The sequence below is a fragment of the Bacillus sp. A015 genome (genome assembly GCF_053851875.1).
This window is the reverse complement of the sequence record NZ_JBSPZB010000006.1, coordinates 1-21,970: the sequence shown is the minus strand read 5'-3', so window position 1 is coordinate 21,970 and position 21,970 is coordinate 1. Positions and strand designations below refer to the sequence as shown.

18 protein-coding genes and 1 other annotated feature are annotated in these 21,970 nt (G+C 42.6%); of the genes, 17 read left to right on the top strand and 1 reads right to left on the bottom strand.

The genetic code is table 11. The features are described from left to right. Positions 1-13: 13 nt before the first annotated feature. From dltC to ACSLGF_RS07025, 3 genes are all read left to right on the top strand, one after another. Positions 14-250, top strand: coding sequence for a D-alanine--poly(phosphoribitol) ligase subunit 2 (dltC, locus tag ACSLGF_RS07035; protein WP_456003814.1), 237 nt, complete (start codon positions 14-16; stop codon positions 248-250). Then, complete coding sequence (dltD, locus tag ACSLGF_RS07030; protein WP_456003812.1) at positions 250-1,416, top strand: D-alanyl-lipoteichoic acid biosynthesis protein DltD; 1,167 nt, start codon at positions 250-252, stop codon at positions 1,414-1,416. Before dltC ends, dltD begins: the two co-directional genes overlap by 1 nt. A 95-nt stretch (positions 1,417-1,511) precedes the next feature. Continuing rightward, positions 1,512-1,934 carry a YkvA family protein gene (locus ACSLGF_RS07025; protein ID WP_456003810.1) on the top strand — a complete coding sequence of 141 codons (423 nt, stop codon included), beginning with the start codon at positions 1,512-1,514 and terminating at the stop codon, positions 1,932-1,934. 77 nt (positions 1,935-2,011) lie between these two features. Here the strand turns inward: ACSLGF_RS07025 and ACSLGF_RS07020 are convergent, their stop codons facing one another. Then, the gene (locus tag ACSLGF_RS07020) at positions 2,012-3,055 is read right to left on the bottom strand and encodes a lactonase family protein (RefSeq protein ID WP_456003808.1); all 1,044 of its coding nucleotides are present in this window, start codon (positions 3,053-3,055) and stop codon (positions 2,012-2,014) included. Positions 3,056-3,488: 433 nt separating this feature from the next. Here ACSLGF_RS07020 and ilvE point away from each other — a divergent pair, with 433 nt between their 5' ends. The 14 genes from ilvE to yihA all read left to right on the top strand — a co-directional run bounded on the left by ilvE (position 3,489) and on the right by yihA (position 21,838). Next, entirely contained in the window at positions 3,489-4,403 is a 915-nt protein-coding gene (ilvE, locus tag ACSLGF_RS07015; RefSeq protein ID WP_099726958.1) for a branched-chain-amino-acid transaminase, read from the top strand. Positions 4,404-4,411: 8 nt separating this feature from the next. After that, positions 4,412-4,659, top strand: a binding site (T-box leader). Positions 4,660-4,781: 122 nt separating this feature from the next. Next, complete coding sequence (ilvB, locus tag ACSLGF_RS07010) at positions 4,782-6,506, top strand: acetolactate synthase large subunit (protein ID WP_456003806.1); 1,725 nt, start codon at positions 4,782-4,784, stop codon at positions 6,504-6,506. Continuing rightward, positions 6,503-7,021 carry an acetolactate synthase small subunit gene (gene ilvN, locus ACSLGF_RS07005; RefSeq protein WP_034321175.1) on the top strand — a complete coding sequence of 173 codons (519 nt, stop codon included), beginning with the start codon at positions 6,503-6,505 and terminating at the stop codon, positions 7,019-7,021. Before ilvB ends, ilvN begins: the two co-directional genes overlap by 4 nt. An 18-nt stretch (positions 7,022-7,039) precedes the next feature. Further along, positions 7,040-8,068, top strand: coding sequence for a ketol-acid reductoisomerase (gene ilvC, locus ACSLGF_RS07000; RefSeq protein WP_099726960.1), 1,029 nt, complete (start codon positions 7,040-7,042; stop codon positions 8,066-8,068). Then, a complete protein-coding gene (locus ACSLGF_RS06995) occupies positions 8,055-9,608 on the top strand; it encodes a 2-isopropylmalate synthase (RefSeq protein WP_099726961.1) in 1,554 nt (517 codons plus the stop codon). Before ilvC ends, ACSLGF_RS06995 begins: the two co-directional genes overlap by 14 nt. Positions 9,609-9,626: 18 nt before the next feature. Continuing rightward, positions 9,627-10,724: a 3-isopropylmalate dehydrogenase gene (gene leuB / locus ACSLGF_RS06990; protein WP_456003802.1), complete on the top strand. Its 1,098-nt coding sequence runs from the start codon at positions 9,627-9,629 to the stop codon at positions 10,722-10,724. A gap of 41 nt (positions 10,725-10,765) precedes the next feature. Next, on the top strand, positions 10,766-12,181 hold the full coding sequence (leuC, locus tag ACSLGF_RS06985) for a 3-isopropylmalate dehydratase large subunit (RefSeq protein WP_456003800.1): 1,416 nt from the start codon (positions 10,766-10,768) through the stop codon (positions 12,179-12,181). 13 nt (positions 12,182-12,194) lie between these two features. Next, positions 12,195-12,794: a 3-isopropylmalate dehydratase small subunit gene (gene leuD / locus ACSLGF_RS06980; RefSeq protein ID WP_456003797.1), complete on the top strand. Its 600-nt coding sequence runs from the start codon at positions 12,195-12,197 to the stop codon at positions 12,792-12,794. A gap of 125 nt (positions 12,795-12,919) precedes the next feature. Further along, positions 12,920-13,927, top strand: a complete 1,008-nt coding sequence (gene ddcA / locus ACSLGF_RS06975) for a DNA damage checkpoint antagonist DdcA (protein ID WP_456003794.1) — start codon at positions 12,920-12,922, stop codon at positions 13,925-13,927. 240 nt (positions 13,928-14,167) lie between these two features. Further along, positions 14,168-15,442 carry a trigger factor gene (gene tig / locus ACSLGF_RS06970; RefSeq protein WP_456003791.1) on the top strand — a complete coding sequence of 425 codons (1,275 nt, stop codon included), beginning with the start codon at positions 14,168-14,170 and terminating at the stop codon, positions 15,440-15,442. A gap of 251 nt (positions 15,443-15,693) precedes the next feature. Beyond that, a complete protein-coding gene (gene clpX, locus ACSLGF_RS06965; RefSeq protein WP_456003788.1) occupies positions 15,694-16,959 on the top strand; it encodes an ATP-dependent protease ATP-binding subunit ClpX in 1,266 nt (421 codons plus the stop codon). Between the two features lie 137 nt (positions 16,960-17,096). Continuing rightward, positions 17,097-18,758 (top strand): ATP-dependent protease LonB, encoded by a 1,662-nt coding sequence (gene lonB / locus ACSLGF_RS06960; RefSeq protein ID WP_456003785.1) that lies wholly within the window; start codon positions 17,097-17,099, stop codon positions 18,756-18,758. A gap of 171 nt (positions 18,759-18,929) precedes the next feature. Further along, positions 18,930-21,254 (top strand): endopeptidase La, encoded by a 2,325-nt coding sequence (gene lon / locus ACSLGF_RS06955; RefSeq protein ID WP_456003782.1) that lies wholly within the window; start codon positions 18,930-18,932, stop codon positions 21,252-21,254. Next, entirely contained in the window at positions 21,251-21,838 is a 588-nt protein-coding gene (yihA, locus tag ACSLGF_RS06950) for a ribosome biogenesis GTP-binding protein YihA/YsxC (RefSeq protein ID WP_456003779.1), read from the top strand. The genes lon and yihA overlap by 4 nt, the downstream gene beginning before the upstream one ends. Positions 21,839-21,970 lie beyond the last annotated feature (132 nt).

Here is a 21,970-nt window from a genome sequence, read left to right as displayed (position 1 = left end):
GGAGTAGAAAATTATGGAATTTAAAAATCAAGTATACAGTATTATTGCAGAGGTTTGTCAGGACGACGTTGTGAAAGAAAATCCAGAGATTGCGATTTTTGAAGAAGGTCTTCTTGATTCATTTGGTACAGTAGAACTGCTTATGGCGATTGAAAGTCAGCTGGGAATTACTGTTCCGATTACAGAGTTCGATCGTGATGTGTGGGATACACCGAACCACATTGCTGAGCAGCTGGCAGAGATGAAGTAATGAAAAAGCGTTTTTTTGGGCCGCTTATTTTAGCGGCTGTTCTATTCATTGGTGTTCTTCTTGTACCAAATGCATGGCTCTCACATCTGATCCCAAAAGACAAATTACAAAAGTCAGCTACAGAATTAGATCCAGGGATGTTTCAAGGGCTTTATTTACAAGATGAAATGCTAAAAGATCCAACTTATTTGCCGATCTATGGATCTTCTGAACTATCACGTTTTGATCCATATCACCCTTCGAATTTCTTTCATGAGAATCCTCAAGGGTTCACACCTTACCTTGTTGGAAAAGGTGGATCGCAATCATTAATTCATGCGATGAACTTCGCAGCGCACATGGATGAATTAAAAGGGAAAAAGCTCGTATTTATCGTGTCCCCGCAGTGGTTTGTGAAAAGGGGATCTGATGAGAATCACTTTGCACCTAACTATTCAGCGCTTCAAGCACTTGATCTAGCCTATAATAAAGACATTGATCCTGCTGTGAAAAAAGAGCTGATGAAGAGAATCATGACGTTTAAAGCAGTGAAGAACGACATGGTCATCACAGAGCTTTTTAAAGCAGAGCTTTCTGGGAACAAATTTGCTTTTGGCGCAATTTCGCCAATTGCGAAAATGTATTATGGCATGCTTCAAAAGAAAGACATCTACTATACGATTGGATCGGGGCATAAGCGCAAGCTTCATCCATCTCCTTCAGTCAAAGGAAAAACTTGGACTGAGCTTGAAAAAGAAGCGAGCGTACTAGGTGCGAAAAAAGCAGGGGACAACCCGTTTTATATTAATCAGAAACTGTTTGACCGTAAGCTAAAACGGATCATGAAAAAGATGAAGGATTCCCGTGAAGACAACTCTTATGCGGAATCACCAGAATACAAAGATTTTCAGCTCATGCTGGATATTTTAAAACAGGCAGGGGCAAAACCTTTGTTTGTGACGATTCCTGTAAACGGAAAATGGTATGATTACACCGGTTTCCCTAAAGAGGGACGTACAGAGTATTATGAAAAAATCAATCGTCAAATTCGAGATAACGGGTATGAAGTCGCAGATTTGACTTCACATGAGTATGATCCCTATTTCTTTAAAGATACGATTCATGTGTCTTATAAAGGATGGGTGTATATCGATAAGGCGATCGAAAAGTTTTACAAAGAGCAGTAGAATGCAGCGGCTTTCTGCTGCTTTTTGTTTGTCGAATGGGCGGATATCTTGTATAACTAAGGTGAAAGGGATATGCTGAATATGGAGGCGATATGATGAATCGTTCTGAGAAAAAGGAACTATTAAAGCGTTCGAAGAAGCATTTTAATGATCACGCCTTTTGGGAAAAGTTAAAAAAGACGGCACAAAAAGCTGGGGTCTCTCTTGTCTATGCTGTGCTATTACTTTACTATACATTGCAAAAACCCGAAGTACCTGTGAAAGCGAAGACGCTTATCATTGGAGCGCTCGGATACTTTATCCTTCCTATTGACCTGATACCTGATACTTTGATTGGTGTCGGGTACACAGATGATTTAGGCGCGATTACATTTGCTCTCCTTCAAGTCGCGATGTACATTGATGACGATGTAAAAGGAAAAGCGAAAGACAGGCTGGCAAAATGGTTTGGTGAAAAATCCGATACGTCTTTAATAGATCAAAAGCTTGAGGATGGCAGTATGCCGTCTGTACGCTGAAAAGAAAGCAAAGGGCTAAAATCAATTTTAGCCCTTTGTCAACAATCTGAAGTCTCCACACACGGAGGCTTTTTTCATTATCCTAAAAATTTCACGCAAACTGGATCAGGGACGGTAATGTCTGATTGTAAGACAGTGAGTCGTCCTGTTTCCTTGTCGCGTTTATATAATACAAGGTTGCTAGATTCTTGGTTTGATCCGACGAGGAATTCTTCTGTTGGATCAAGCACAAAGTCTCTAGGCCAGTTTCCTTCAGATGAAGCAATCTCGACAAGACTTAATTGGCCTTCAGCGTCTGTTTTAAAAACCGCAATGCTGTCATGTCCACGATTTCCCGCATAAACAAATTGACCGTCTGAAGAGACATGAATGGCGCTGCCTTGATTGTTCTCTGTAAAGTCGCTTGGAATGGTCGCAATCGTTTGGACTTCTTCAAAATGACCATCTTGAAAGTAACGAAGAACAATGATCTCTGAGCTTAGCTCTGTCATCACATATGCCACTGGCTGCGTTGGGTGGAAAGTGATGTGACGAGGCCCGCTGCCTGGTTTTGTTTCACATGTATGCGTGAGCTCCAGCTTGCCGCCTTCTCTCGTATACGTATAAATACCATCCGTTCCAAGGTCAACAGCCACTGCATATGTTTCATCTGGTGTAAGCCCCATAAAGTGAGTGTGCGGTTTTTCCTGACGGTCTTCGTTTGGTCCAGTTCCTTCATGCTGCGCCTGTGATAGCGTGCTGATCACTGAGCCATTTTCAGCATCGATTTCATACATCTCTGCTGTTCCTTTATGATAGTTCGCTGTAAAAGCCGTTTTCGTTTGACTGTCAACGCTGACGTGACAAGGAGAAGCGCCATCGGCAAGCTCTTGGTTGATGAAACTAAGTTTGCCTGTTGTAGCATCAATTTGATACGCAGCAAGACCGCCCTGCGATCCTTTTTTCACCACAGCGTACACAAACTTTTGATCCTCTGACACGGTTAAATATGTAGGATTTTCGAGCTCAGCAGCGACTTCTACTTGTTCAATCTGCTGCTTGTCCGTATTTAATGTAAAGGAATAGATACCTTTACTGTCTCCCTTTGTATACGTTCCGATATAACCTCTGATGTTAGCCATGTATTGCCCTCCTTCTATAAGATGCTCTCATTCTATCATAAATTCATAGGAAAACGCTTTAGAAAGGCATACCGAAGGAAAAAACGAAAGTGATGAAATCTGACAACGTTCATCAAAAAGAATGGTAAAAAATATCACAAAAGTTTGTTCAAATCAAAACCGTTCGTGTAAAGTAAATAAATTGAAGAAAAAATACAAAAAATTTTAAGTTTTTTCATTCCTTGTCTAGCAAAGGTGTAAGCGTATACATTTTGTTTTGATTAGTCTAAATTGTCTAATAATTTTAAAAATGCTGTTGACACTGTATGGAAAGCGGCGTAAGATGGGTTCAACAAAAGCTAAACAAACACGCTGAGCAAGCGTCAGACACTTCAATATAAAATGTCTGAAAATTCAACTACTTTTTGTTTGAAAGAGAGGGTGCTCACTGAAAATGGAAGACCAAAAGGAACAGTGGATCTTTTTAAACGATGAACTCGTGAAAAAAGAGGATGCGAAAATTTCAGTTTATGATCATGGCTTCTTATATGGTGACGGTGTTTTCGAAGGAATACGCGTGTATAACGGAAATATCTTTCGAATGAAAGAACATTTAGATCGCCTGTATGATTCCGCCAGATCCATTATGCTGAACATTCCATATTCACTTGAGGAACTCACTGAAAAAATGATTCATACAGTTGAAAGGAACGGCCTAAAGGATGCCTATATCCGCCTTGTTGTCTCAAGAGGTGCGGGTGATCTTGGTTTAGATCCTAACAACTGCGGGAGAGCCAACACAGTGATCATTGTAGAGCCGCTGGCCATCTTTCCAAAGCACCTATATGAAACAGGTATTGATATTGTGACGGTACCGACGAGACGAAATCGTCCAGATGTACTTAGTCCAAAAGTGAAATCATTAAACTATTTGAATAACATTCTTGTCCGAATTGAAGCCCATATGGCCGGTGTGAGCGAAGCGCTGATGCTGAACGATCAAGGGTACGTGGCGGAAGGTTCTGCGGACAACGTGTTTATTTATAAAAAAGGCAAGCTTTATACACCGCCAGGCTATATCGGCGCTCTTGAAGGCATAACACGAAACGCCATCATGGAGATCGCAGAAGACTTAGGCTACGAAGTGAAAGAAGAACCATTCACAAGACATGATGTGTATACAGCAGAAGAAGTCTTTCTGACAGGAACCGCTGCCGAAGTCATTGCCGTTGTAAAGGTTGACGGCCGAACAATCGGTGAAGGAAAACCAGGGTTCCACACAAATAAACTTCTTGAACAATTCCGCAAACGAGTGGTTGAAGAAGGAGAAAAAGTAATCTTTACAGATGAAAACATTCACGCAAGCTAAATAGATATCGATAAACGTTGAAGAGGACTAGTAGCTTTAGAGTCAGTATCTACAGAGAGCCGGTGCTAGCTGGAAACCGGTGTTACTTTCTAAAGTGAACTCACCTCTGAGTGTCTGCTTGAAATGATAGTAGGGCAGACCGAGTGACATTGCTTCACTCGTTACCAAAATGGATGAAAGATGTCCATGAGACGGCAGAATGATTTGCCGTGAACAAGGGTGGTACCGCGAAAAACAAAGCTTTTTCGCCCCTTTGACCTAGTGAAAAGTAGTGTCATTGTGGGGTGAGAGGGCTTTTTTATATGGTCTCAAATCTCTATCTTGAATAGAAAAGGATGAAAGGACTTGACTGAAGCAAGACAAAGAGGAGGAAATCAAATGGGGACAAATGTACAAATGGAGACGGAAAAGTCAAAAGCACCACAAACGATGAACGGTGCACTCATGTTAATTGAAGCACTCAAAAGAGAAAAAGTAGAAGTCATTTTCGGATATCCAGGCGGAGCGGTTTTACCGATTTACGATAAAATTTACGATTCTGGTTTATTCCATGTCCTGCCAAGGCATGAGCAAGGGGCCATTCACGCAGCAGAAGGGTACGCAAGAGTATCTGGTAAACCAGGCGTTGTCATTGCAACGTCAGGACCTGGCGCGACAAACCTTGTCACAGGAATTGCAGATGCGATGATTGATTCACTTCCTCTTGTTGTATTCACAGGGCAGGTGGCAACCTCAGTCATTGGCTCGGATGCTTTCCAAGAAGCGGATGTGCTCGGCATCACAATGCCAATCACAAAGCACAGCTACCAAGTAAGACGTCCAGAAGAGTTGCCAGGTGTCATTAAAGAGGCGTTCCACATCGCAACAACAGGCAGACCTGGTCCAGTCTTGATTGATATCCCAAAAGATGTCGCGGGCATTGAAGGAACGTTTGAATATGATCAGCCCATTGATTTACCTGGTTATCAGCCGAAAATCGAGCCGAACTATTTGCAAATCCGCAAATTAGTAGAAGCTGTAAGCAGAGCGAAGAAACCAGTCATTCTAGCAGGAGCTGGCGTTCTTCATGGGAAAGCGTCGGAAGAATTAAGGCAGTATGTAGAGCAGCAGCAAATTCCGGTCGCTCATACGCTGCTTGGACTTGGCGGGTTCCCGGCAAAGCATCCTCTTTTCCTTGGGATGGCTGGCATGCATGGCACATATGCAGCGAACATGGCCCTTCATCAATGTGACTTGCTCATTTCAATTGGAGCTAGATTTGATGACAGAGTAACAGGCAACCTCAATCATTTTGCCAAACATGCGAAGGTAGCTCATATTGACATTGACCCAGCAGAAATTGGCAAGAACATTCACACCCATATCCCGGTTGTTGGAGACAGTAAGCTAGTGCTTGAAGAGCTGATCAAGCAGGACGGGAAGCAAGGGGAAGCAGACGAGTGGAAGAGCCAATTAGATGAGTGGAAGGAAGAATATCCGCTCTGGTACGTCGAAAACGAAGAAGAAGGCTTTAAGCCTCAAAAGCTGATTGAATATATTCATCAATTTACAAAAGGTGAAGCCATTGTGGCAACAGATGTCGGGCAGCATCAAATGTGGGCTGCTCAGTTCTACCCATTTGAAAATGCAGATAAATGGGTAACATCTGGCGGGCTTGGCACAATGGGCTTCGGATTACCGGCAGCCATTGGTGCGCAGCTAGCTGATCAAGAGGCAACCGTTGTGGCCATTTTAGGAGACGGGGGTTTCCAAATGACCCTGCAAGAACTTGCCGTTATCCGTGAGCTGAACCTTCCAGTCAAAGTGATTGTTCTGAATAATCACAGCCTTGGAATGGTAAGACAATGGCAAGAGATTTTCTACGAAGAACGCTACTCATATTCTAAATTTTCAGAGCAGCCGGACTTCGTCAAATTATCAGAAGCTTATGGCATTAAAGGAATCAGAATCTCATCAGACGAAGAGGCGAAAAAGCAGCTTGAAGAAGCGCTAATCTCTAGAGAGCCTGTTTTCATCGATGTCAATGTAGCGAGAGATGAAAAAGTATTCCCGATGGTTGCACCGGGGAAAGGACTTCATGAGATGGTGGGGGTGAAACCTTGAAAAGAATTATTGTGTTGACTGTATTAAATCGATCAGGCGTACTGAACCGAATCACTGGCCTTTTTACAAAAAGACACTACAACATTGAAAGCATTACGGTCGGCCATTCTGAGATTCAAGATGTATCACGCATCACGTTCGTCGTCCATGTAGACCAAGAGAAAGACATCGAACAGCTGACAAAACAGCTGAACAAACAAATTGATGTCCTCAAAGTAACAGACATTACAAACCAATCAATCGTTCAGCGAGAGCTGGCTTTGATAAAAGTCGTATCTGCACCATCATCTAGAATGGAGATCACAGGGGTCATTGAACCGTTTAGAGCTTCTATTGTAGATGTGAGCAGAGAGAGTGTCGTCATTCAGGTGACAGGTGAGTCTTCAAAAATTGAAGCACTCATTGAATTACTTAAGCCATACGGCATTAAAGAAGTCGCCAGAACTGGCACCACGGCCTTTGCGAGAGATAATCAGCAAAAGCCGCAATCAAATAAAACAATTTCAATTGTCTAAACAAAAGGAGAGAGTCAAATGGTAAAAGTATATTATAACGGTGATATTCAAGAAAACGTATTAAATGGTCAAAAGGTTGCCATCATTGGTTACGGTTCACAAGGTCATGCACACGCACTGAACTTAAAAGAAAGCGGCGTAGACGTGATTGTCGGTGTGAGAAAAGGTGGTTCTTATACAAAAGCTCAAGAAGACGGCCATCAAGTGTTCACAGTAAAAGAAGCAGCAGCACAAGCAGATGTGGTGATGGTATTACTTCCAGACGAACAGCAAAAGAAAGTATATGACGAAGAAATCAAAGATCAATTAGAAGCTGGCAACTCACTTGTATTCGCACATGGATTTAACGTCCATTTCCATCAAATTGTTCCTCCAAGTGACGTAGATGTGTATCTTGTGGCACCAAAAGGTCCAGGGCATCTTGTGAGAAGAACGTATGAGCAAGGCGCTGGTGTACCTGCACTATTTGCCATCTATCAAGATGTATCTGGTCAAGCGAAAGACAAAGCACTTGCTTATGCGAAGGCAATTGGCGGAGCAAGAGCGGGCGTTCTTGAAACGACTTTTAAAGAAGAAACGGAAACGGACCTATTCGGTGAGCAAGCAGTTCTTTGTGGAGGTCTTACTTCACTAGTGAAAGCAGGGTTCGAAACGTTAACAGAAGCTGGTTATCAGCCAGAGCTTGCATACTTCGAGTGTCTGCATGAACTAAAACTGATCGTTGACCTTATGTATGAAGAAGGACTAGAAGGCATGAGATATTCAATCTCTGATACAGCACAATGGGGTGACTTCGTATCAGGACCGCGCGTTGTTGATGCAAAAGTAAAAGAATCAATGAAAGCAGTCTTGACTGACATCCAAAACGGAACATTTGCAAAAGAATGGATTGTTGAAAACCAAGTGAATCGTCCACGTTTCAATGCCATCAATGAAAGTGAAAGTGAGCACCAAATTGAAATCGTTGGAAGAAAGCTTCGTGAAATGATGCCTTTCGTCAAACAAGGAAAGAAAAAGGAAGCGGTGAGCGTCGGTGCGGAAAATTAATTTTTTTGACACAACACTTCGAGATGGAGAGCAATCACCAGGAGTGAACTTAAATGCACAAGAAAAGCTAATCATTGCAAAGCAGCTTGAGCGCCTTGGGGTTAATATCATTGAAGCGGGTTTTCCCGCTTCATCCCGAGGGGATTTCTTAGGTGTACAAGAAATTGCAAGAACAATCAAAAACTGTTCAGTTGCAGGGCTTGCACGTTGTGTGAAAGGTGATATTGATGCTGCATGGGAAGCATTAAAAGATGGGGCTCAACCAAGAATTCACGTCTTTATTGCGACTTCTGACATTCACCTGAAGCATAAACTAAAGAAAACACGTGAGGAAGTTGTAGAACAGGCTGTTTCAATGGTGAAATACGCAAAAGAACGCTTCCCAGTTGTCCAGTGGTCAGCAGAAGATGCGTGCCGTACAGATCTTGCTTTCTTAGCAGAAATTGTAGAGAAAGTCATTGACGCTGGGGCAAGTGTGATTAACTTACCTGATACAGTTGGATACCTAGCGCCAAAAGAGTACGGAAATATCTTTAAATATATGAAGGAACACGTTCCAAATATCGACCGCGTGAATTTATCGGCACACTGTCATGATGACCTTGGCATGGCTGTGGCAAACTCACTTGCAGCAATCGAAAATGGAGCAGATCAAATTGAAACAGCAGTCAACGGTATCGGAGAGCGCGCAGGGAACGCCGCTTTAGAAGAAATTGCAGTGGCTCTTCATATTCGAAAAGACTTTTATCAGGTCGAATCAACAATTCAATTGAATGAAATTAAGCGTACAAGTGATGTAGTGAGCAAATACTCTGGAATGATTGTGCCGCGCAATAAAGCAGTCGTTGGCAACAATGCTTTTGCACATGAATCAGGTATTCACCAGGATGGTTTCCTCAAAGAAAAAACAACCTATGAAATTATTTCTCCAGAGCTTGTAGGTGTCACAACAGATGTGCTTGTCCTTGGAAAACACTCCGGAAGACATGCGTTTAAAGACCGCTTGAAAACACTAGGCTTTAAGCTAACTGAAGAAGAAATCAATAAGTTCTTCGAAACATTCAAGAACTTAACAGAGAAGAAGAAAGAAATCACAGATGATGATTTGATTTCTATTATATTAGAAGAAAAAGTAGCAGACCGAAAAATTGGCTACGAATTTGAAAGCCTTCAAGTACATTATGGTACAGAACAAATGCCAACAGCAACGGTTTCTCTTAAAAATCAAGAAACGCAGGAAGTCATTCAAGAAGCAGCTACAGGTGCAGGCAGTGTAGAAGCTGTGTACAACACGCTTGAGCGCTGTATGGAGGAAAGAATTCATTTGCTAGACTACCGTATTCAATCAAATGGAAAAGGCAGAGACGCGCTAGCAGAAGTATATGTCACTGTTTCAATAGAAGGAAAAGAAACAGCAGGCCGCGGTGTGGCGCAAGATGTACTGGAAGCATCGGCTAAAGCTTACGTCAATGCAGTGAACAGGCATTTAATCTTTAAATCAAATTTGTTTGAAATTGAGAAACATCACGCGATCTCATAGGAAAGGAGGAAGGTCCTCATGAAAAAGAAAATTGCACTTTTGCCCGGCGATGGAATCGGACCGGAAGTCGTAGCATCAGCAGTCGCTGTCCTGCAAGAAACAGCGGCTCAATTTCAACACGAATTCGAATTCGAAACTGCGCTCATTGGCGGTATAGCGATAGATGAAAAAAACAACCCGCTCCCACAGAAAACAGTAGATGTGTGCAAAAGCGCAGATGCGATTTTATTAGGAGCAGTTGGCGGACCAAAGTGGGATCAAAACCCGCCAGAACTTCGCCCGGAAAAAGGCTTGCTCGCCATTCGTAAACAGCTGGACTTATTTGCAAACATCCGTCCTGTCAAAGTGTTCGATAGCTTAAGCGAGGCGTCGCCGTTAAAACAAGATCATATTAGCGGAGTAGATTTCGTCATCGTTCGTGAATTAACAGGCGGCTTATATTTTGGTGAACCAAGCGAGCGCTATACGGATGATGAAGGAAAAGAAGCTGCTGTTGATACACTCCTTTATACAAAGGAAGAGATTGTCCGTGTATTAAAAGAAGCGTTCGACATGGCCTTAACGAGACGGAAAAAAGTGACGTCTGTAGATAAAGCGAATGTTCTTGCGTCTAGTAAACTATGGCGGGATGCGGCAGAAGAAGTTGCATCCCAATATCCAGAAGTCGCATATGAGCACATGCTCGTTGATAATGCCGCCATGCAGCTTATTTATAAGCCCGCTCAATTTGATGTCATTGTGACAGAGAATATGTTTGGCGACATTTTAAGTGACGAGGCTTCTATGATTACTGGTTCACTCGGTATGCTGCCATCTGCTAGTCTATCAAGCACAGGCCTCCATTTATATGAGCCGATTCATGGTTCAGCACCCGATATTGCGGGGCAAAACGTCGCAAACCCTCTGGCAACCATTTTGTCAGCAGCCAGCTTGCTTAGAACATCCTTTGCATTAGAAGATGAAGCGGCTGCAATAGAAGAAGCCGTGGAAGCTGTTCTTGCCTCTGGCAAACGCACAAAGGATTTAGCGGCAAAAGAGGGAACATATCAAACGACTGACGATATCACCACAGCAGTTGTAGACGCACTGAAACAACGTACGAAAACAATTGTATAAATAGAAATCTTGTTGAATTAGGTAGAGGGAGGAAAAGGGTTATGCCTCGAACAATCATTGAAAAAATATGGGATCAGCATGTTGTCAAAAGCGGCGAGGGAAAACCAGACCTTTTATATATTGATCTGCACTTGGTGCATGAAGTGACATCACCTCAAGCATTTGAAGGATTAAGACAAAAAGGGCGCAAGGTGAGAAGACCTCAAAACACGTTTGCGACGATGGATCACAACATCCCGACTGTGAATCGATTTGTGATCAAAGATGAGATTGCTAAAAAGCAGGTGAGTGCTCTAGAGCGCAACTGTGCTGAATTTGGTGTCCGTCTAGCTGACCTTCACAGTGTAGACCAAGGAATTGTCCACGTCGTTGGACCAGAGCTTGGTTTGACACTTCCGGGGAAAACAATCGTTTGTGGAGATAGTCATACATCAACTCACGGCGCGTTTGGCGCACTTGCCTTTGGGATCGGTACAAGTGAGGTTGAACATGTGCTTTCCACACAAACACTTTGGCAGCAGCGTCCGAAAACTTTAGAAATTCGAGTAGACGGAAAGCTTCAAAAAGGGGTAACAGCCAAAGATGTCATTTTGGCAGTCATTGGTGCACACGGCGTGAAGTTCGGTTCAGGTTATGTCATTGAATACACTGGGGAAGTATTCAGAAACATGACGATGGATGAGCGGATGACCGTTTGTAATATGTCGATTGAAGCAGGCGCAAGAGCAGGATTGATTGCACCTGACGAAGTGACCTTTGAATATTGCCGCGGACGCAAATATGCACCGCAGGGCGAAGACTTCGAAGCAGCCATTAAAGAATGGAAAGAACTAAGAACAGATCCGGGTGCAACTTATGATAAAACCATTGTTTTAGATGGAAATGAGATTTCACCAATGGTCACGTGGGGAATTAACCCAGGGATGGTGCTGCCTGTGGATGCATCGATCCCGGGACCTGAGGATTTTGCACAAGAAGATGATCAAAAAGAAGCGCTCCGAGCTTACGAGTACATGGGTGTTCATCCGCATCAGCGTATTGAAGACATTACGATCGAGCATGTCTTTATCGGCTCATGTACGAATTCACGAATGACTGATTTACGCCAAGCAGCTTCTATGATTGAAGGACAAAAAGTAGCTGATCATGTCAGAGCGATTGTGGTGCCTGGCTCTCAAAGTGTTAAACTGCAAGCAGAAGAAGAAGGTCTTCATGAAATTTTCCTTGAAGCAGGCTTTGAATGGAGAGAATCTGGCTGCAGTATGTGCCTCAGTATGAATAATGATGTGGTGCCAGAAGGCGAACGCTGCGCGTCCACGTCAAACCGTAACTTTGAGGGGCGTCAAGGGAAGGGTGCAAGAACGCATCTTGTCAGCCCGGCAATGGCTGCAATGGCTGCAATACATGGCCGATTTGTCGATGTCAGGAAGTTTAATCAAGAGAAAACAGTCGTGTAAGGAGTTGTCATAGATGGAGCCTTTAGTCACTCATAAAGGGAAAGCCGCTGTGCTTAACCGTATAAATGTAGATACAGATCAAATTATTCCGAAGCAATTTTTGAAAAGAATTGAACGAACAGGATATGGCCGGTTTGCCTTTTTTGACTGGCGGTATTTAGCCGATGGCAGCCCCAATCCTGATTTTGAGCTGAATCAGCCAATCTATGAAGGAGCATCCATTTTGATCGCAGGAGAAAACTTCGGCTGCGGATCATCTAGGGAACATGCACCTTGGGCACTTGATGATTATGGTTTCAAAATTGTCATCGCGCCATCATTTGCAGATATTTTCCATCAAAACTGCTTTAAAAATGGGATGCTTCCGATTCGTCTTGATTATGATGTGTGGAAAACATTTGCAGCATCATATGAGTACAAAGGGTATGAGATGACGGTTGATCTGGAAAAACAGCAGATTCAAGACCATGAAGGGAATATGACCCCTTTTGAAGTAGACCCTCACTGGAGAGAAATGCTCCTGAATGGCTATGATGAGATCTCATTAACGTTATTATTAGAAGATGACATTCAGGCCTTTGAAGAAAAGCGCAGCAGCTGGCTGCGTGCATAAACAACGAGAAGCCGTCCGCCCGAGGTGTGACGGCTTCTTTTTTGCATGAAAACCTCTCGTTACTTGTGTTTACTAACCTTCGTTGGTAAACTGATAAAAAATATGCGCCCGAAAGGAACGTAAGCATGAAACATGACAAGAAGAAAGATAATGTCATTTTGTTTCCTGGTCTGAAAGAAAGACTGATTGAAAAAGGAATGGCAGCATTAAAAGATAAGCAGTATCAAGAAGCGCTTCAGTTATTTTCAGAAGCGAAATTTTATGATGACGATGAAGAATCCGATATTCACCTCGGCATGGCGATTTGTTTTCTTGAGCTGGGTGAGCTGCAGGATGCAAAGCGTGTTTGTGAAAAGATGTTAAATGAAGGGTATGGACACTATTTCACCGTGCTTCAAGTGTATATGACCATCTTAATTCAGCTGAAAGAATACGAGGAAGTCAAACAGACGATTGAGGCTGTACTCGAGGAGAACCACCTTCCAGCAGAAAGCGCGGAGCATTTTTACAAGCTGCTCGAATTTAGCAGAAAGATGATTGAATCGCCTGAAGAGATCTTAGACGAAGACGAGAGTGATAGCGGTGATATCAATATAGATGATATGCTGGAGCGGCCAGAAGAGCTGGTACAGTTCATCCATTCGCTGAAAGACCGGAATATTACACCGCATATGGGTCTATTAAATACGATCTTACAAAAACCGGATGGAAACCCTTTGGTCAAATCATTGATCCTGCAGCTTCTGTCAGATCATGATGTGGCAAAGCCGGTTCATGTGACGAAATTCGGTGATTCTTTAACACTTGTTCCTTCTGAGGCTGTAAAGCCAGAGCAGATGCCGCTTCTTCAGCAAGTCCTGCGTATGCTCGATGACACGCTCGGCAATGAGAACCCAACCCTTTATCAAGGCGTGGAGGAGTTATGGCGCCGGCACTTATTTGTGCTTTACCCATTTCTTCCTAAATACACAGATCCGAATCTTTGGGCAGCGGCACTTCATAAAGTCGGCTATGAAATGCATGGAATCGAGATTGACCTCGAAGAATTGCATCTATTGTATGAATTTAATGAACGAGAGCTGAGAGAAGCTTGCACAATGCTGAAAGATATTGAAGAAATTTCTTATTTGTAATTTGTCGATTTAGTTGAAAGACGGACTTGTTATGTTATAATATAATGGTTGTATTTGTGCATATATAGTGCAGTTGTAAGATTCCAACGGTTGAAAGACGATATGTATAATCAAGTCAAATGTTGTATACATAATACCGCTTCTTTAGCAGAGTGCGTGGTTTTTGATTGGACGAAGTCTTTATGATGCTTTAGAATGTAACAACGCACAATCTGAATAGATTTTTGGAGGGAAACACACATGTCAGTAAAATGGGAAAAACAAGAAGGTAACGAAGGTGTCTTAACTGTAGAAGTTGACGCTGAAACATTTAACAAAGCACTTGATGATGCATTTAAGAAAGTTGTCAAGCAAGTATCTATCCCTGGATTCCGTAAAGGGAAAGTACCACGTGGTCTTTTCGAGCAGCGTTTTGGTGTAGAATCTCTTTATCAAGATGCATTAGATATTCTTCTTCCAGTTGAATATCCAAAAGCAATCGACGAAGCTGGTATCGAGCCAGTTGACCGCCCTGAAATCGATGTTGAGAAAATCGAAAAAGGCGAAAGCTTAATCTTCACTGCAAAAGTAACAGTGAAGCCTGAAGTGAAACTTGGTGACTACAAAGGTCTTAACGTAGAAAAAGACGATACAACTGTCACTGATGAAGATGTACAAGAAGAGCTAAAAGCACTGCAAAATCGTCAAGCTGAGCTTGTTGTCAAAGAAGAAGGCGCAATCGAAAACGGCGATACAGTTGTTCTTGATTTCGAAGGATTCGTTGATGGAGAAGCATTCGAAGGCGGAAAAGCTGAGAACTACTCTCTTGAAATAGGTTCTGGTTCATTCATCCCTGGTTTCGAAGAGCAATTAGTTGGTCTTGAAGCTGGCGCTGAAAAAGACGTAGAAGTGACATTCCCAGAAGAATACCATGCTGAAGACCTTGCAGGTAAACCAGCTGTATTCAAAGTGAACATTCATGAAATTAAAGCAAAAGAACTTCCAGCACTTGACGATGAGTTCGCTAAAGATGTTGATGAAGAAGTAGAAACTCTTGCTGAATTAACTGAAAAAACAAAGAAACGTCTTGAAGAAGCAAAAGAAAACGAAGCAGAAGGAAAACTTCGTGAAGAGCTAGTAGCGAAAGCTTCTGAAAATGCGGAAGTTGACATCCCACAAGCGATGGTTGACACAGAGCTAGACCGCATGATGAAAGAATTCGAACAACGTCTTCAAATGCAAGGGATGAACCTTGAGCTTTACTTCCAATTCTCTGGTCAAGATGAAGATGCGCTGAAAGAGCAAATGAAAGAAGATGCTGCTAAACGCGTGAAATCTAACCTCACACTTGAAGCAATTGCTGCTGCAGAAGACTTACAAGTGTCTGACGAAGAAGTGGAAGAAGAACTTTCAAAAATGGCTGAAGCATACAACATGCCAGTTGAAAATATCAAACAAGCGATTGGATCTACTGACGCAATGAAAGAAGATCTAAAAGTTCGCAAAGCAATTGATTTTCTTGTAGAAAACCGTTAATATGGTGCATAATAATAAAACAGGGCGCGAGTGACTCGTGCCTTGTTTTGTACAATTTTTGACTTATCATCGCTTCTTTTGGAAACGATAGTGTAAGTCGCATCTTTCTGTTATACATATCTCAATGTGCAGTGTTAGAAACACATCATTACCGTCTTTTAGGAAAGTATGGTAAAATGCATACATACTGGACCCAGAAAGGTAGCTGACTGTTAGCTACAGGCAAGTGAAGAAGAATAAGGGGTGAAAGAATGTTTAAATTCAACGAGGAAAAAGGTCAATTAAAATGCTCGTTTTGCGGAAAAACGCAAGATCAAGTGCGTAAACTGGTCGCAGGACCTGGCGTATATATATGTGATGAATGTATCGAGCTTTGCACGGAAATAGTTGAAGAAGAGCTCGGTACTGAGGAAGAAGTTGAATTCAAGGATGTTCCGAAGCCTCATGAAATTCGGGAAATTCTTGATGAATATGTCATCGGACAAGAGAATGCGAAGAAATCCTTAGCTGTAGCGGTCTATAACCACTATAAACGGATCAATTCCAACAGCAAGATTGATGATGTTGAACTTTCGAAAAGTAATATTTCTATGATTGGACCAACAGGAAGCGGTAAAACATTACTTGCTCAAACGCTTGCTCGTATTTTAAATGTTCCATTTGCGATTGCAGATGCAACATCATTAACTGAAGCAGGTTATGTTGGTGAAGACGTAGAGAATATTTTACTAAAGCTGATCCAAGCAGCGGATTATGATGTAGAAAAAGCGGAAAAAGGCATTATCTACATCGATGAGATCGATAAAGTAGCAAGAAAATCAGAAAACCCTTCTATCACTCGTGATGTATCTGGGGAAGGTGTACAGCAAGCCCTTTTGAAAATTCTTGAAGGAACAGTTGCTAGCGTACCGCCTCAAGGTGGACGTAAGCACCCTCATCAAGAATTCATTCAAATTGATACGACAAATATCCTCTTCATTTGTGGTGGAGCCTTTGACGGCATTGAGCAAATCATCAAACGCCGCCTAGGTCAAAAAGTCATTGGATTCGGTGCGGAAAATAAAATCGAAGACCTTGAAAAAGAAGTCCTTCTATCAAAAGTACTGCCGGAAGACTTGCTTCGCTTCGGTTTAATCCCAGAATTCATCGGTCGTCTACCGGTTATTGCAAGCTTAGAGCCGTTAGATGAAAAAGCACTTGTAGAAATCTTGACGAAGCCTAAAAATGCGCTAGTCAAGCAGTATACAAAAATGCTTGAGCTAGACGATGTAGAGCTTGAGTTTGAAGAAGATGCTCTTAGCGAAATTGCGAAGAAAGCAATTGAGCGTAAAACAGGAGCTCGTGGTCTTCGCTCAATCATTGAAGGCATCATGCTTGATGTGATGTTTGACCTTCCATCTCGTGATGATATTGAAAAATGTGTCATCACTGGTGCAACGGTTGCCGATGCTGAACCACCGCGTCTTGTGTTAAAGGACGGCACAGTCGTTAATAAAGATACAAAAACATCTGCATAAGAGAAGTAATCACTCCTGAATCTTTTTGATTCAGGAGTTTTTTATTTATCGTGGAAGACGTGTTTATTCCGTCCAGCTCTAGGAAATACTAGCAGACAGAAACCAATACATACGATAGATGAAGGAGGGAGCACCGATTGAGCTGGACAGGAATCGTACTATTCATACAGCTGTTCTTTGGTATCGTCATCGGGCTGTACTTTTGGAACTTACTGCGAAATCAGCGCACACAAAAGGTGACGATAGACAAAGAATCAAAGAAAGAAATGGAAGCACTCAGAAAGATGCGATCGATCAAATTGAGTGAACCTTTATCAGAGAGAGTCCGGCCAAAGGGGTTTCAAGATATTGTAGGGCAGGAAGACGGCATTCGTGCACTAAAAGCGGCACTATGCGGACCTAACCCTCAGCATGTCATCGTCTACGGACCGCCGGGTGTTGGAAAAACAGCCGCTGCCCGTCTAGTCATGGAAGAAGCGAAGCGTCACGCTGATTCTCCGTTTAAGAAAGATGCGGTGTTTGTAGAGCTTGATGCCACAACAGCGAGATTCGATGAACGAGGCATTGCAGACCCCTTAATTGGCTCCGTGCATGACCCGATTTACCAAGGGGCAGGGGCAATGGGACAAGCAGGCATTCCGCAGCCGAAACAAGGAGCAGTCACGCATGCTCATGGCGGGGTTCTGTTTATAGATGAGATTGGTGAACTGCATCCAATTCAAATGAACAAAATGCTCAAAGTGCTTGAGGATCGGAAAGTATTTCTAGACAGTGCCTACTACAGTGAAGAAAATACCCAAATCCCAAATCACATTCATGATATTTTCCAAAATGGGCTGCCGGCTGATTTTAGATTGATTGGTGCGACCACAAGAACGCCGGACGAAATTCCACCAGCGATTAGATCAAGATGTTTGGAAATATTCTTTAAAGACCTTGATCAGCATGAGCTGAAAATCGTCGCTGCCAAGGCTGTCCAAAAAATTCAAAAGGAATTAAGTGAAGAAGGGATAAACCTGTTAACCTCCTATGTGAAAAATGGACGTGAAGCGGTCAATATGGTACAGATCGCAGCTGGTATGGCTATCACTGAAAACCGAAAAGACATCACGATAGCTGATGTAGAATGGGTCATTCATTCAAGCCAGTTAACGCCAAGATATGAACAAAAAGTATCGGAAAAGCCAAAAGTGGGGGTAGTAAATGGCCTTGCCGTTTATGGACCGAATAGCGGGGCCCTGCTTGAGATTGAAGTGAATATATGTAAGGCGCTGGAAAAAGGAAGTATGAACATTACAGGTATTGCAGAAGAGGAAAGCATTGGCAACCAGTCTAAATCCATCAGACGAAAAAGTATGGCCAAAGGCTCGGTTGAAAATGTATTAACAGTACTTAGAAACTTAGGCATACGCACAAATGAATATGATATCCATATTAATTTTCCAGGCGGTGCCCCCATTGATGGGCCGTCTGCTGGGATTGCGATGGCCACTGCGATTTTCTCAGCCATTCATCAAATCCCGATCGATCATCTAACCGCCATGACGGGTGAAATTGGATTGCAGGGTCAGGTGAAGCCGATCGGTGGTGTCATACCGAAAATTAAGGCAGCCAAACAAGCTGGTGCCAAAACAGTGATTATCCCTTATGACAACCAGCAATCGATCTTAAAAGAGATTGAAGGCGTTACCATTGTGGCTGTGAAGCACTTCCAAGAGGTGTTGGATCAGTGTTTGGTGAATCCGCCAGACGAGAAGAAAGATGGACTAGAAGGCGAAATGAAAAGAAAATCTGTTTAATCCCCATCACATATGGGGATTTTTTAGTGAAATAGGTCTTTTTTTCTTTTTCAAGATAAAAAGAAAGGGTATACTACGATAAGATCATCATTTCTCAGGTCTTTTACATTGTACAAGACTGAAACAGGTATATTATAATGATTCATACTAGTGACGGAGGTGTCAATCAACATGGCAGATGAAATCAAAAAGAATGTTCCGCTCCTTCCATTGCGAGGTTTGCTTGTTTATCCAACAATGGTCTTGCATTTGGACGTTGGACGCGAGAAGTCTGTTCAAGCATTAGAACAGGCAATGATGAACGATCATATGATTTTTCTAGCAACGCAGCGGGAAATTTCAATAGACGAACCAGGTGAAGAAGAAATTTTCAAAGTCGGCACCTACACAAAAATTAAACAAATGCTGAAGCTGCCAAATGGAACGATTCGTGTACTTGTTGAAGGCTTAAATCGAGCACAGATCGAATCATATGTGGAGCTAGAGGACTATACGTCAGTCGATATTAAAGAATTGGCAGAAGAAGAATTAAAGGACGCAGAAGCAGAAGCACTCATGCGTACTTTGTTAGATCACTTTGATCAGTACATAAAAATTTCAAAAAAAATCTCAGCTGAAACATACGCAACGGTGACGGATATTGAGGAACCGGGAAGAATGGCAGATATCGTCGCTTCTCACCTGCCGCTCAAATTAAAAGACAAGCAAGAAGTACTGGAAACAGTAGATGTCAAAAAACGGCTGAACCGGGTGATCAGCCTGATCCACAATGAAAAAGAAGTGCTGGAGATTGAAAAGAAAATCGGACAGCGCGTCAAACGTTCAATGGAACGAACGCAAAAAGAATATTATTTGCGTGAACAAATGAAAGCCATTCAAAAAGAGCTTGGAGACAAAGAAGGAAAAACAGGTGAAGTCAGTACATTAATGTCTAAAATCGAAGAGTCCGGCATGCCGGAGTCTGTTCGTGAGACCGCGTTAAAAGAACTGAACCGCTATGAAAAAATCCCTTCAAGCTCTGCCGAGAGCTCTGTGATTCGAAATTATATTGATTGGCTGATCAATCTTCCGTGGGGCGTCTATACAGAAGATCGTCTAGACTTAAAGCTTGCAAGCCAAATTTTAGACGATGAGCACCATGGGCTGGAAAAAGTGAAAGAACGTGTGCTTGAATATCTTGCTGTACAGAAGCTGACAAATTCATTAAAAGGACCGATTCTTTGCTTGGCAGGACCTCCTGGAGTAGGGAAAACGTCACTTGCAAAATCCATTGCAAAGTCACTTGATCGAAAGTTTATTCGTATCTCTCTTGGCGGTGTACGTGATGAATCTGAGATTCGTGGGCATAGAAGAACATATGTAGGTGCGATGCCGGGCCGTATCATTCGTGGTATGAGTAAGGCAGGCACCATGAATCCGGTGTTCCTTTTAGATGAAATTGATAAGATGTCCTCTGACTTTAGAGGGGACCCGTCATCTGCTATGCTTGAAGTGTTAGATCCAGAGCAAAATCATAACTTTAGCGATCACTATATTGAAGAGACATTTGATTTGTCTCAAGTGTTATTTATCGCCACTGCCAACAATTTAGCAACCATTCCAGGTCCACTTCGTGATAGAATGGAGATTATCACGATTGCAGGGTATACAGAGGTTGAAAAAGCAGAGATTGTGAAAGATCATCTTCTGCCGAAGCAGCTAAAGGAGCACGGATTAAAAAAAGGGAACTTACAGCTTCGTGAAGCAGCGATTTACGATATGATTCGCTACTACACAAGAGAAGCAGGAGTTCGCGGGTTAGAGCGTCAGCTTGCGGCGGTTTGCCGAAAAGCGGCAAGAGCGATTGTGGCTGAAGACCGCAAACGCATCACGGTGACGGAAAAGAACTTATCTGAATATCTCGGAAAAAGACTTTACCGTTATGGTCAGGCTGAAACGACAGATCAAGTGGGTGTTGTCACAGGACTTGCGTATACCACAGTTGGCGGAGACACCTTATCCATTGAGGTATCACTCTCGCCGGGTAAAGGCAAGCTTTTGTTAACAGGTAAGCTCGGTGATGTCATGAGAGAATCTGCGCAGGCGGCATTCAGTTATATCCGTTCAAAAGCAGATGAACTGAACATCGATCCTCATTTTAATGAAAAGCATGATATTCATATCCATGTTCCAGAGGGTGCGGTTCCAAAGGACGGGCCATCAGCTGGTATTACCATTGCAACGGCTCTTGTATCAGCACTCACAGGACGTCCTGTGTCAAAAGAGGTTGGCATGACAGGAGAGATTACGTTAAGAGGAAGAGTGCTTCCGATTGGCGGATTAAAAGAAAAAGCATTAGGCGCACATCGCGCAGGGCTGAAAACCATTATTCTTCCAAAGGAAAACGAGAAGGATATTGATGATATTCCTGAAAGTGTGAGACAAGGACTAACCTTTATTCCGGTCTCGCATTTAGATGAGGTGCTTGAGAAAGCGTTAGTAGGAGAGGGAAGATGAAAGTAACAAAATCAGATATCGTCATTAGTGCGGTGAAACCAGAGCAATACCCAAGCGGGGGACTGCCTGAAATCGCTCTTGCTGGACGATCAAATGTTGGGAAGTCCTCGTTCATTAACTCATTGATTAATCGTAAAAATTTAGCGCGTACGTCTTCTAAACCAGGTAAGACTCAAACGCTTAATTTCTACATTATTAATGATATGCTCCATTTTGTGGACGTTCCAGGCTATGGCTTTGCCAAAGTATCAAAGACAGAGCGTGAAGCCTGGGGCAGAATGATCGAAACGTATATTACGATGCGTGAAGAATTAAAAGCAGTCGTCCAAATTGTGGATCTGCGTCATAAGCCATCAGCAGAAGATGTGAACATGTATGAATTCCTTAAATATTACGGAGTTCCAGTGATCATCATTGCGACAAAGGCGGATAAAATTCCAAAAGGCAAATGGGAAAAACATGCGAAAGTCGTCAAACAGACGCTCGACATTGACCCATCAGATGAACTCATCTTATTCTCTTCTGAAACCAAAAAGGGAAAAGATGAAGCATGGAATGCGATCCTTGCGAAGGTTAACAGCTAAAAGAAAAGGCATCTGCCATGAGGGACTGACCCCCGTTTTTGAGACAGGGATCAAAACACCTTTATACAGCCAATTGCCGATAGTTTATCGGTGATTGGTTGTTTAGTTTCGTTTGAATGCGAATGTTGTTAT

What these genes read in the sequence shown, in the direction of transcription:
- dltC (WP_456003814.1), top strand. Translation starts at nt 14, where the DNA reads ATGGAATTTAAAAATCAAGTATACAGTATTATTGCAGAGGTTTGTCAG.
- dltD (WP_456003812.1), top strand. Translation starts at nt 250, where the DNA reads ATGAAAAAGCGTTTTTTTGGGCCGCTTATTTTAGCGGCTGTTCTATTC.
- ACSLGF_RS07025 (WP_456003810.1), top strand. Translation starts at nt 1,512, where the DNA reads ATGAATCGTTCTGAGAAAAAGGAACTATTAAAGCGTTCGAAGAAGCAT.
- ACSLGF_RS07020 (WP_456003808.1), bottom strand. Translation starts at nt 3,055, where the DNA reads ATGGCTAACATCAGAGGTTATATCGGAACGTATACAAAGGGAGACAGT.
- ilvE (WP_099726958.1), top strand. Translation starts at nt 3,489, where the DNA reads ATGGAAGACCAAAAGGAACAGTGGATCTTTTTAAACGATGAACTCGTG.
- ilvB (WP_456003806.1), top strand. Translation starts at nt 4,782, where the DNA reads ATGGGGACAAATGTACAAATGGAGACGGAAAAGTCAAAAGCACCACAA.
- ilvC (WP_099726960.1), top strand. Translation starts at nt 7,040, where the DNA reads ATGGTAAAAGTATATTATAACGGTGATATTCAAGAAAACGTATTAAAT.
- leuB (WP_456003802.1), top strand. Translation starts at nt 9,627, where the DNA reads ATGAAAAAGAAAATTGCACTTTTGCCCGGCGATGGAATCGGACCGGAA.
- leuC (WP_456003800.1), top strand. Translation starts at nt 10,766, where the DNA reads ATGCCTCGAACAATCATTGAAAAAATATGGGATCAGCATGTTGTCAAA.
- leuD (WP_456003797.1), top strand. Translation starts at nt 12,195, where the DNA reads ATGGAGCCTTTAGTCACTCATAAAGGGAAAGCCGCTGTGCTTAACCGT.
- ddcA (WP_456003794.1), top strand. Translation starts at nt 12,920, where the DNA reads ATGAAACATGACAAGAAGAAAGATAATGTCATTTTGTTTCCTGGTCTG.
- tig (WP_456003791.1), top strand. Translation starts at nt 14,168, where the DNA reads ATGTCAGTAAAATGGGAAAAACAAGAAGGTAACGAAGGTGTCTTAACT.
- clpX (WP_456003788.1), top strand. Translation starts at nt 15,694, where the DNA reads ATGTTTAAATTCAACGAGGAAAAAGGTCAATTAAAATGCTCGTTTTGC.
- lon (WP_456003782.1), top strand. Translation starts at nt 18,930, where the DNA reads ATGGCAGATGAAATCAAAAAGAATGTTCCGCTCCTTCCATTGCGAGGT.
- yihA (WP_456003779.1), top strand. Translation starts at nt 21,251, where the DNA reads ATGAAAGTAACAAAATCAGATATCGTCATTAGTGCGGTGAAACCAGAG.